Annotated in this window: 3 protein-coding genes; 1 reads left to right on the top strand and 2 read right to left on the bottom strand. The window is 66.9% G+C overall.

All coding sequences use genetic code 11. The features are described from left to right. The coding region (locus ACZM96_RS10400) for an ATP-binding protein (protein ID WP_489488965.1) at positions 1-726 on the bottom strand (726 nt) is incomplete at its 3' end. 53 nt (positions 727-779) lie between these two features. Next, positions 780-2141 carry a biotin--[acetyl-CoA-carboxylase] ligase gene (locus tag ACZM96_RS10395; protein ID WP_489488964.1) on the bottom strand — a complete coding sequence of 454 codons (1362 nt, stop codon included), beginning with the start codon at positions 2139-2141 and terminating at the stop codon, positions 780-782. Positions 2142-2257: 116 nt separating this feature from the next. Between ACZM96_RS10395 and ACZM96_RS10390 the strand changes: the two genes are divergently transcribed. After that, on the top strand, positions 2258-3090 hold an 833-nt coding region (locus ACZM96_RS10390), incomplete at its 3' end, for a tRNA nucleotidyltransferase/poly(A) polymerase-related protein (protein ID WP_489488961.1).

Genomic DNA, 3090 nt, shown 5'->3' with positions numbered 1-3090 from the left:
CACGGTGCAGTCGCGTTCATCGAAGGCGAAGACGTTGCCGTACTGGTCGGCGATGACCTGAATTTCGATGTGGCGGACGTGTTCGAGGTAGCGTTCGACGAAGAGGCGGGGGTTGCCGAAGGAAGCTTCGGCCATGGTGGAAGCCTTGACGAAGGCGTCTTCGAGTTCCTGCATGGTGCGGATGACGAAGATGCCGCGACCGCCGCCGCCGCCTTCAGCCTTGAGCATGACGGGCAGACCGATTTTCTTGATGACCTTGCGTGCGCCGTTGATGTCGACCGCGCCGTCGGAACCGGGCACGACGGGCACGCCGATTCTGGTGGCGAGGTTTCTGGCCTGCACCTTGTTGCCGAGCAGGTTCATGGATTCGCAGGTGGAGCCGATGAAGGTGATGCCGGATTCGGCGCACTTGCGGGGGAAGCTGTCGTCTTCGGAGGCGAAGCCCCAGCCGGGATGGATGCCGACCACGCCGCGGGCCTTGGCCTTGCTGATGATGAGGTCGAGGTCGAGGTAGGCGGAGGGGTTGGGACCGAGGAGCATGAGTTCCTGGGCGGCGGAGGCCGCGGGGGAGGTCTTGTCCACGTCGGTGGCGGTCATGATGGCCACGGCGCCGAAGCGTTCGCGGATGGCGCGGCAGATGCGGCGTGCGGGAATGCCGCGGTTGGCCACGAGTATGGCTTTGCCTTTGAGCTCGGCCTGAACTTGTTCCATGGTTTTTGCAGACATATCTACTCCGAGGAAGGGGGAGGTTTCGGGGGGCCGGGTTCCGACGGGGGAAGTCAGGAGACTTGACCGGCAGGAAGGATGGAGCCGCCCAGAAACGTTTCCGTTCCGAATGCTGTACTGAGGCGAAGCGCGCCGGATTCGGTCACGCCGTCCACCACGCCCTCACAGGGGATTCTGACCATGGTTTCCCTTTCGGGGCAGGCGTCGGCGAGCGTGACGCGGCAGCCGCGGAAGGCGAGATGCCTTTGCGCGAGCGCGGGCCACCACGGTTCGAGGGTCTGCCTTTGTGAATAGCAGGAAAAAAGACGGCTCGCAAGTCGAATCCAGAGCGTGAAAATAGTCACGATGTCCTTGGATTTGCTGTCCTTTTGCGAGGGATGGGCGCAGGCGGGATCGACGAGGGGGAAACCGGATGCGCGCCTGAGCACGCCTGCGGAAAAAGCGTAGTTATCCCGGAGCATTGAGTTCGGCGGACAGGAGACGAGGTTGAAGCCCGTGCCCACAATGAGCGCGCCGTGGCGTTCTTCCATGAGCATGCCGCCGACTTTGGAGCAGTCGTTTCTGCCCGGGGCGACGCCGGGGCGGAACGAGGATGAGGGCTGAAGGATGTCGTTGGGCCATTTGAGGAGCACGGGGCAGCTCTCGCGGGAGAGGGCCTCGGCGAAGAGGGAACCGCAGGCGGGGGCGGCGGCAGCGGAATCGAAGGGCGGCGCGAGGGGGAGGCACAGGGCGGAGTAGAGATTGCCCTCGGGGGAGGCCCAGGCGCGGCGCATCTGCCCGCGGCCGGAGCTCTGACGCAGGGAAAGCACGGAGGCCCATTCGGGGAAGAGGTCGGCCTCGACGAGCAGGCGGGCGACGTCGAGGGTTGAGGTGGCAGGGCCGGTGATGTACACTGGGGCGGGCAGTCCGGGCGCGGGAATTTCGAGCCAGCGCACGCCGTTTTTTTCTTTGGGCGTCCAGGCAAGGGCGTCGGGGCCTGCGGAACCGGGGCGCGAAGGCAAGGCGTCGGAGCGCGTGGCCGAAGCGTTGGCTGCGGCGTCGATTGCCGCGCAGGCGCTGGCGCAGGTGGCCGCGTTTGCAGCCGCGCTTGCCGCAGCGGGGGCGTTGTTGTTTTCGTCGCTGCTGTCTGCGGCGTCCGGGTTTCGGGTCGAAGCTTGCGCAGCAGCAGCGGCGTCTGCCTCTGCGCCCGCTTCTGAGCAGGCGCTGGCGTCCGGCGTGTCGGCGCGGTTTCCGCCGCCTGCGCGCTCCGTCCATGCGGCGGCAAACAGCGCCGGAATCGTCGCCAGGTCCGCGGCGGTCAGGGCAAGAGGCGAGGCGGCAAGCGCTTCCGGCGAAAAGGGCAGAGCCGTGGGCTCCTGTTCCCCGATGGGGGGCAGGCCCAGATAGAGCAGTCGCAAGGCGGCGTTATCGTTCATGGATCCTCCAGAGCGGCCGTCGCGTATCGGCGGCGATGAAACACACAGCCCCTCCTGCGGGAGGGAGGCGCGCGGCGTTTTTGCCTGCGCGCGGCGGCCCGCGGGCCGGGGGCAACATGGGTGAATGGTATGTGGTGGGCGGCGCGGTGCGCGATCTTCTGCTGGGGCGTCCGGCCCACGACGTGGATGTTTCCTTCAGCGGTGGCGAAGCATTCTTTCTACAGCGCTTCCCTGCGGCGCGCAATACGGGTCGCAGTCCTGAAATCTGGCTTGTGGGCGCGGACGAGTTCACCCCGCTGGAAGGCGATGTCGAGCACGACATGCTTACCCGCGACGTCACCGTGAACGCCGCCGCCTTCGACGCGCAGGGGCGTCTGTTCTGCCATCCTGATTTTCTTGCGGACATGGCTGCCCGCCGTCTGCGCTTTGCCTCGCCCGACGCGCTGAAAAACGATCCGCTTCGCCTTTTCCGCGTGGCGCGCTTTGCCGCGGCCTGGCCGGACTGGACCGTGCCCCCCGAAACGCTGGATGCCATGCGCCGCGCGTCCGTGGAGTGCCGATCCGCGGTGGCCGCGCTTCCTGCCGAGCGCGTGGGCCGCGAATTTCTGCGTGCGCTGGAAGCGCCGAAGCCGTCGCGCTTTTTCACGGTGCTGCGCGACGCGGACTGCCTTTCTCCGTGGTTTGAGGAACTCGCCCCCGCGGCGGACATTCCTGCGGGGCCGCTTCCGTGGCACGACAATTCGGTACTGGATCACACCCTTGAGGTGCTCGACCGCTGCGCCGGACACCCCCTCGCCGCCTGGATGGCCCTTTGCCACGATCTCGGCAAAATCCGCACGGACGCCGCCATTCTGCCGCATCACTACGGGCATGAGCTCAAGGGAGCGGAACTCGTGCGCGCCCTGGGCCGCCGCCTGCGCCTGCCTTCGCGCCACATCCGCGCGGGCGT

This window comes from Mailhella sp., from assembly GCF_057866825.1.
The sequence above is the reverse complement of the archived record's forward strand: the minus strand, read 5'-3'. Positions and strand labels throughout refer to the sequence as shown.